Here is a 7,123-nt window from a genome sequence, read left to right on the forward strand (position 1 = left end):
GGGAGTGGGTACGACACCCACTCCCCGCTTTTCGCGTCCCCCTAAAAAATGTCCCGCCTCACCAGGACTCGGGCTCGCGCGCGTCGACCGCGAAGACGGAGCCGTCGGGCGCCGTCCCGAACACCCGGTCCCCGGCGACCAGGGGCTCGGGGACCATGGGCGCGTAGCCGAGCCGCCCGTTCCGCAGCCGCGGCCGGGTCTGGCCGATGAGCGCGCCGCGCTGGGTGTTGACGGCGAGCAGCCGCCCGTCCTGGACGGAGAAGTAGAGGCGGTCGTCGCCGCCGAGGACCGGCACGGAGACGTTTCCGGCGCCCGTCTCCAGCTCCCACAGCACCCGCCCCTTCTCCGCGGCGGTGTCGAAGGCGGTGAGGTGGCCGTTCGCGTCGAGGATGTGGACGACCGCGCCGCGCACGGCGACGCCCCGGACGTCGATCCGGTGGGGCAGGGACAGCCGCCGCACGGAGTCCGCCGAGCCGTCGGGGCCCACCAGGACCAGGCCGTCGATCAGCGGGTCCTGGTAGTGGTCGGCGAGGACGAGGGCTCCGTCGCCGGTGCGGCCGAGCGCGGCGAGATCGCCGTCCAGGCTCCGCTGCCAGACCACCTCGCCGGTCCGGGGCCGGACCGTACCGACCCGGGTGCTCGACCCGTCGGCCGAGGTCTCGGTGACGGACAGCAGCCCGGAGGGAGCGTCGTACGCGCCGAGCCGCGGGACCGCGAAACCGGTCAGGCCGTGCCGCCACAGCTCCTTCCCGCTGCGGCTGTCGAGGGCCCGGAGCCCGCCCCGCCCGTCGGCCAGGACGACAGCGCTGCCGGCCGCCCGGTACAGCTCGGGGGCACCCTCGGTCTCGCCGGCGCTCCACCCGGGGGCGCCGCCCCCGGTCGCGTACGCCCGCAGCGGGTCCGTGGGGGCCGCGGCGCCGACGAGGCCGTCGACCAGGAGGACGGGGGCGGTCGGGGTCTCCGAGTCGATGGGGGTGGTCCGCGACCAGAGCACCTGCCCGGTGACGGGGTCGAGCCGGGCGATGCCGACGCCCCGGGCCACGCAGTACAGCGCGCCGCCGCCGTGCGCGCAGGCCGGGGCCGCCGTGGGGCCCCGCTCCTGGAGCGGCGTCCGCCAGCCCGCGAAGGCCGTGGCCACCTCGTCCGGGCGGGCGGGGGTCTCGGGCCCGCCGTCCGCGGGAGTGCTCAGCGCCCCGTACAGCCCGGCGCCGGTCAGCGCGAGCCCGGCGACGAGGGCGGCCGTCAGCCGCGGCCGGATCCGCGGGCGCCGGCGGCGCGGGGGCGGCACGGCGGTCGCCCGGACGGGCGTGTCCGCGTCCCAGGCGGGGGAGACGCCGGGCTCGCTCTCCGGCAGGGTGGGCCGCCGCCGCTGAGCCGGTATGAACGCCTCCGCCTCGTACGAGGGCGGCAGCAGCGCCGACATGATCTCGGCGGGGGTCGGCCGCTCGGCGGGATCCTTGGCGAGGCAGCGCGCCACGAGCGGCGCCAGCTCCTCCGGCACGTCCGTCAGATCCGGCTCGTCGTGGACGACCTGGTAGGCCACGATGTACGGGCTGTCGGAGTCGAACGGGCCGTGTCCGGTCGCCGCGTGCACGAGGACGGACCCCAGCGCGAAGACGTCCGCCGCCGGCCCGACCTCCCGGGGCCGCTGGAACTGCTCGGGCGCCATGAAGGGCGGCGACCCGATCAGCTTCCCCGTCTCCGTGTGCAGATCACTGTCCACGGGCCGGGAGATGCCGAAGTCGATGACCTTGGGGCCGGTGTCGGTGAGCAGGACGTTGCTGGGCTTGAGGTCCCGGTGGACGACCCCGGCGCGGTGGATGTCGCGCAGCGCCTCCGCGAGCCCGGCGGTGAGCCGGCGCAGCTGGGCGGGGGACAGGGGGCCGTTCCGCTTCACCTGGTCGGCGAGGGTCGGCCCGGGCACGTAGAGCGTGGCCATCCAGGGGCGTACGGCTTCGGGGTCGGCGTCGACGACGGGCGCCGTGAAGGCCCCGCTCACCCGCCGGGCGGCCGCGACCTCCTGGCGGAAACGTGCCCGGAACTCCGGGTCCTCCGCATACCGAGCGTGTACGACCTTGACCGCGAGCCGCAGGCCGGAGGCCGAGGCGGCGAGGTGGACGACCCCCATGCCGCCGGACCCCAGACACGCCTGGAGCCGGTAGTCGCCCGCGTACTCGGGCCCCTCCGCATCCCGGTCGGCGCCGGTGCTGCGCAACGGTGGCATCTCCCACCCCCGTGTGAATCCCCGTCACATCACGCGCGTGCGCGACCCGACGGAGCCTAGTCCATGGCACCCGCGATGTCGGAGGGGCTTGCTAGCCTGCGCGTCGCAGAGAGTGAAACTCGGCGGAGCGCTTTTGCGCCAAGGGGGAGAGCACCATGGGAACCGAAGACAAGCAGGCCACCGCGGGCGCGACGGCGGACGTCCTTGCGGACGTTTCGGCGACGGCGACGAGCGCGGTGAAGCGCTACGCGATCGCCCCGGGCTACCGGGTCAACGTCCGCTCGGGCCCGAGCACCCAGTACCCGATCGTCCGGTCGCTGGCCGCCGGCTCCACGGTGCCGATCCACTGCCAGAAGCCCGGCGAGTGGGTCAGCGGCCCGTACGGCACCACCAACCTCTGGGACAACATCGCCCCGGGCGAGTACGTCTCCGACGCCTACGTGAAGACGGGCAGCGACGGCTACGTCGCACCGCGCTGCGCCTGAGGACCTCCTCCGCCGCTCCGGGGATAATCGACCTCGTGAGCGACGACGAGCAGACCCCCGGCACCGAGCAGAACACCGGCACGACGGCAGGCGGCCCGCAGCCCGAGAAGATCCGTTTCTTCGGTACGACCTGGGTCGACCACACCGGCCACTACGCGCTGCGCCGTGTCGGCGTGGCCGCCGGCTCGCTGGCCGCCGCCGTCGCGGCCTGCTTCGTGCTGCGCTTCGCGTACCAGGGCCTGGAGATCGCGGACATCGGCGGCTTCGTGAACATGCTGGTCGTCGTCATGTTCGCGGTCTGCAGCGCCATCGCCTTCCGCAAGACCTGGGAGGGGTTCGGCCGGCGGCCCTCCGACCCCGGCCGCGAGGAGTCGCTGCGCAGCCTGAAGGCGATCGGCTTCATCGGCTCGCTCCTCGCCTACTTCGTCCGCTGCTTCACCGAGGCCCCCGGCGAGAAGCTGCGCCGCGCGGAGTACGAGACGTCCCGCGCCCAGTACGAGAAGCGCCGCGGCGCCCGCACGGGCAACCCGGCCGCCCGCAAGAAGCCCAAGCGCAAGTAACCCACCCCGCTCCGACCCACCCCGCTCCGTCCTCCCCGGACGCTTGACGGCCGGCACCCCCAGGAGCACTATTCATCGCATGATGAATTACCCGACGGGTGCGGCGGGCTCGACGGAACCGGCCCCCACAGCCGACAACACAGCCGACAACGCAGCCGACAACACGACCGACAACACGGCGGCCATCACCGCCCACGCCCTCACCACCGTCCGCGGCGAGCGCACCGTCCTCCGCGACCTCGGCTTCACCGTCCCGTCCGGCCGCATCACCGGCCTCCTCGGCCCCTCCGGCTGCGGCAAGACCACCCTCATGCGCGCCATCGTCGGCACCCAGGCCAAGGTCGGCGGCACCCTCCAGGTCCTCGGCCGCCCCGCCGGCGACCCCGCCCTCCGCTCCCGCATCGGCTACGTCACCCAGGACCCCTCGGTCTACGACGACCTCACCGTCCGCCAGAACCTCGACTACTTCGCCGCCGTCCTCTTCCCCGGCCGCGCCCGTCGCCACGACCGCCGCACCGCCGTCGACCGGGCCCTCACCGACGTCGACCTCACCTCGCACGCCGACGCCCTCGCCGGCCGGCTCTCCGGCGGCCAGCGCAGCCGCGTCTCCCTCGCCGTCGCCCTCCTCGGCACCCCCGAACTCCTCGTCCTCGACGAACCCACCGTCGGCCTCGACCCCGTCCTCCGCCGCGACCTGTGGAACCTCTTCCACCAGATCGCCGCCGACCGCGGGACGACGCTCCTCGTCTCCTCCCACGTCATGGACGAGGCCGAGCGCTGCCACCGCCTCCTCCTCATGCGCGAGGGCGAGATCCTCGCCGAGGACACCCCCGAAGCCCTCCGCCGCCGCAACGACACCGCCACCGTCGAGGAAGCCTTCCTCCACCTCGTCGACGCGGCAGCGGCCCGAGCCGCCCACCCCGAAGCCCCGCGGACCGCCCACGAGGAGCCCCGCTCATGAACAGCGCCCGCACCCTCGCCACCGCCGCCCGCGTCCTGCGTCAGCTGCGCCACGACCCCCGCTCGATCGCCCTGATGCTCCTCGTCCCCTGCGTCATGCTGTTCCTTCTCAGGTACGTGTTCGACGGAAGCCCCGGCACCTTCGACAACATCGGCGCCTCCCTCCTCGGCATCTTCCCGCTCATCACGATGTTCCTGGTGACCTCCATCGCCACCCTCAGGGAACGCACCTCCGGCACCCTGGAACGCCTCCTCGCCATGCCCCTCGGCAAGGCCGACCTCATCGCCGGCTACGCCCTCGCCTTCGGCCTCCTCGCCGTCGTCCAGTCCACCCTGGCCACCGGCCTCGCCGTCTGGTTCCTCGGCCTCGACGTCGTCGGCTCCCCCTGGCTCCTCCTCCTGGTCGCCCTCCTCGACGCCCTCCTCGGCACCGCACTCGGCCTCTTCGTCTCCGCCTTCGCCGCCTCGGAGTTCCAGGCCGTCCAGTTCATGCCGGCGGTGATCTTCCCCCAGCTCCTGCTCTGCGGACTCTTCACCCCGCGCGACCGGATGGCCCCCGCCCTCGAAGCGATCTCCGACGTCCTGCCCATGTCGTACGCCGTCGACGGCATGAACCAGGTCCTCCGCCACCCCGAGATCACCGGCGACTTCGTCCGCGACGCCCTCGTCGTCGCAGGCTGCGCCGTCCTCGTCCTCGCCCTCGGCGCGGCCACCCTCCGCCGCCGCACGGCATGACCGCCCCTCGGACAACCGCGCACCACCCGCCCCGCCGGTGCGAGGATGACGACACGTACCCCCCTCCGGCGAGGTGAACAGAGCCATGACCCAGACCGTCGCAGTCCTCGGCACCGGCAAGATCGGTGAAGCGCTCCTCAGCGGCATGATCCGCGCCGGCTGGCGCCCCGCGAACCTCCTCGTCACCGCCCGCCGCCGCGAACGCGCCGACGAGCTCCACGCCCGCTACGGCGTCGAGGCCGTCACCAACGCCGAGGCCGCCAAGCGCGCCGACACCCTCATCCTGGCCGTCAAGCCCCAGGACATGGGCCGCCTCCTCGAAGAGCTCGCCCCGCACGTCGCCGCCGACCGTCTCGTCATCAGCGCCGCCGCCGGCATCCCCACCTCCTTCATCGAGGAGCGCCTCACCGCCGGCACCCCCGTCGTCCGCGTCATGCCCAACACCCCCGTCCTCGTCGACGAAGGCATGTCCGTCATCTCCGGCGGCAGCCACGCCACCCCCGAGCACCTCGTCCACACCGAGGAGATCTTCGGCGGCGTCGGCAAGACCCTCCGCGTCCCCGAGTCCCAGCAGGACGCGGCCACCGCCCTCTCCGGCTCGGGCCCGGCCTACTTCTACTTCCTCGTCGAGGCCATGACCGACGCCGGCATCCTCCTCGGCCTTCCCCGCGCCCAGGCCCACGACCTCATCGTCCAGGCCGCCATCGGCGCCGCCGTGATGCTCCGCGACAGCGGCGAGCACCCCGTCAAGCTCCGCGAGGCCGTCACCTCCCCGGCCGGCACCACCATCAGCGCCATCCGCGAGCTGGAGAACCACGGCGTACGAGCCGCCCTCATCGCCGCCCTCGAAGCCGCCCGCGACCGCAGCCGCGAACTCGCCTCCGGCAACAGCTGACCCCCGCCCGCCGGGGGTCACCGACCCCCGGCGGAACACGAGGCCCTCCACGCCTCCCGTCACCCCGCGGGCAGCAAACCGATCGCCCGATAGGCCCGGTCCACCAACGGCCGCGCCATCCCCCGGGCCCGCTCGGCCCCGTCCCGTAGCACCTGATCCACATGGCCCGGATCCGCCGCGAGCTCGGCATGCCGCTCCCGCAGCGGCCTCAGCAGCTCGACGACGGCGTCCGCCGTGTCCTTCTTCAACGCTCCGTACGACTCGTATACACCGGCCAGCTCCTCCGGGTTCCCATCCGTCGCGGCCGCCATCAGATCGAGCAGGTTGGCGATCCCCGGCTTGACGTCCCGGTCGTACTCCACGTCCCGCCCGCTGTCGGTCACGGCCCGCATGATCTTCCGCCGCACGGTCTCCGCGTCATCCAGCAGATAGACGATCCCGGCCCCGTTCGCGTGCGACTTCCCCATCTTCGACGTGGGGTCCTGCAGATCCATGACCCGCGCGGCCACCGCGGGCCGCGTCGCCCGCGGCACCGCGAACGTATGCCCGTACCCGCCTCCGCCCGATGCTGATCGACCCCGACCCACCGCCGAACGGCCCCGAGGTAGTTGCCCAGCGTCAGATGCCCGGTGGGCTTGACCCCGCTGAAGATCCTCGTCATCGCGTTCCTTCTCCCTCGACTACGGGCCACCGGCCCGACGGCCCGGCTCCCGGAGGGGGATACGCGAACGGCCGCCGAGACGGCGGCCGCTTGGTACATGCGCGAGTGCGGGCCGCCGGTCAGGCGGCCCACCACTGGGTGGCGTGCGCATGCGTACTCATACGGAGAGGCTACGCCCGAGGCCCGGGGTTGACACGGGATTACCCGGTCCGTAGTGTTCTCCGAGTTGTCCGACGTGAGCACCGACCCCGGTCGGCCCCGGACAGCCATTCCGCAAGACCCACAGAAGCTGACGACGCTTTGCCGCGCCGTCTGACTTCTCGTGTGTTTTTGCGAAATGAGGAATCCGCGTTCGAAGGTCTGAGCGCAAGCCGCCCGATTAGCGTCGGAGGCAGGAATTCGCTAAAGTCTCACTCGTCGGAACGGCCCAACAGCCGGAAAGGCAAATCCCGCTGACTGGGAATCAGACGCCGAAAGGATCTGATAGAGTCGGAGACACAAGAACGAAGGAAGCCCGGAGGAAAGCCCGAGAGGGTGAGTACAAAGGAAGCGTCCGTTCCTTGAGAACTCAACAGCGTGCCAAAAATCAACGCCAGATTAGTT

7 protein-coding genes and 1 pseudogene are annotated in these 7,123 nt (G+C 72.6%); 5 read left to right on the forward strand and 3 right to left on the reverse strand.

The window, feature by feature from the left end:
• Positions 1–58: 58 nt before the first annotated feature.
• A complete protein-coding gene (locus ACIBG6_RS20590) occupies positions 59–2,224 on the reverse strand; it encodes a protein kinase (RefSeq protein ID WP_399223993.1) in 2,166 nt (721 codons plus the stop codon).
• A gap of 155 nt (positions 2,225–2,379) precedes the next feature.
• Here ACIBG6_RS20590 and ACIBG6_RS20595 point away from each other — a divergent pair, with 155 nt between their 5' ends.
• The 5 genes from ACIBG6_RS20595 (at position 2,380) to proC (ending at position 5,859) form a co-directional block, all read left to right on the forward strand.
• Positions 2,380–2,709 (forward strand): SH3 domain-containing protein, encoded by a 330-nt coding sequence (locus ACIBG6_RS20595; RefSeq protein ID WP_399223994.1) that lies wholly within the window; start codon positions 2,380–2,382, stop codon positions 2,707–2,709.
• 35 nt (positions 2,710–2,744) lie between these two features.
• Positions 2,745–3,269, forward strand: a complete 525-nt coding sequence (locus tag ACIBG6_RS20600; protein WP_399223995.1) for a hypothetical protein — start codon at positions 2,745–2,747, stop codon at positions 3,267–3,269.
• Between the two features lie 79 nt (positions 3,270–3,348).
• Entirely contained in the window at positions 3,349–4,230 is an 882-nt protein-coding gene (locus tag ACIBG6_RS20605; protein ID WP_399223996.1) for an ABC transporter ATP-binding protein, read from the forward strand.
• Positions 4,227–4,964 (forward strand): ABC transporter permease, encoded by a 738-nt coding sequence (locus ACIBG6_RS20610; protein ID WP_317596497.1) that lies wholly within the window; start codon positions 4,227–4,229, stop codon positions 4,962–4,964. The genes ACIBG6_RS20605 and ACIBG6_RS20610 overlap by 4 nt, the downstream gene beginning before the upstream one ends.
• Before the next feature lie 85 nt (positions 4,965–5,049).
• Positions 5,050–5,859 (forward strand): pyrroline-5-carboxylate reductase, encoded by an 810-nt coding sequence (proC, locus tag ACIBG6_RS20615; RefSeq protein WP_399223997.1) that lies wholly within the window; start codon positions 5,050–5,052, stop codon positions 5,857–5,859.
• Between the two features lie 59 nt (positions 5,860–5,918).
• Here proC and ACIBG6_RS20620 read toward each other — a convergent pair.
• Both ACIBG6_RS20620 and ACIBG6_RS20625 read right to left on the reverse strand, forming a co-directional pair.
• Positions 5,919–6,520, reverse strand: a pseudogene (locus ACIBG6_RS20620) (hypothetical protein).
• Positions 6,521–6,930: 410 nt separating this feature from the next.
• Positions 6,931–7,123 (reverse strand): hypothetical protein (locus ACIBG6_RS20625; RefSeq protein WP_399223999.1); only part of this gene is annotated, 193 nt, incomplete at its 5' end.

The sequence above is a fragment of the Streptomyces sp. NPDC050842 genome (assembly GCF_044456565.1).
GTDB lineage: Bacteria > Actinomycetota > Actinomycetes > Streptomycetales > Streptomycetaceae > Streptomyces.